At 35.9% G+C, this 384-nt stretch carries 1 protein-coding gene; it reads left to right on the top strand.

The window, feature by feature from the left end; genetic code table 11:
• The coding region (locus E3E37_RS11520) for a hypothetical protein (protein ID WP_167717488.1) at positions 1-384 on the top strand (384 nt) is incomplete at both ends.

Genomic DNA, 384 nt, shown 5'->3' with positions numbered 1-384 from the left:
ATCTGCAAGACTCGTTTAAGTCTGAGATCTATCCAGCAGTTCTTCTTGAGATTGATGTTCCATATTTCAAAGCCAGAGAAACTCTAGTTCTCAAGAACAAGCAGATTGAAGTTATTAAAGCTAATGAAAGTTATGCAGAGCTTAATTTAGGATACACAAATGTAACTCTTTCCAAAGAGAGGCCCTACTACAGGGACAAAAACTTTGAAATAAAGCTGAATCCCCTCAATTATCTGTTCAGAGAATACATATACAAAGACCAAAGCGGATATATTATATACAAAGGTATCAGCAATGGAAAAGCTCTTCTAGTCGTTAAGAACGAAACATACGAGCTTTCCAAAGGCGAAAGGACATACGTAGACGATGTAACTTTATTAACAT

The sequence above is a fragment of the Thermococcus sp. ES12 genome (genome assembly GCF_012027515.1).
GTDB classification, from domain to species: Archaea; Methanobacteriota_B; Thermococci; order Thermococcales; family Thermococcaceae; genus Thermococcus; species Thermococcus barossii.
Note: the sequence above shows the minus strand (reverse complement) of the source record. Positions and strands in the feature narration are given on the sequence as shown.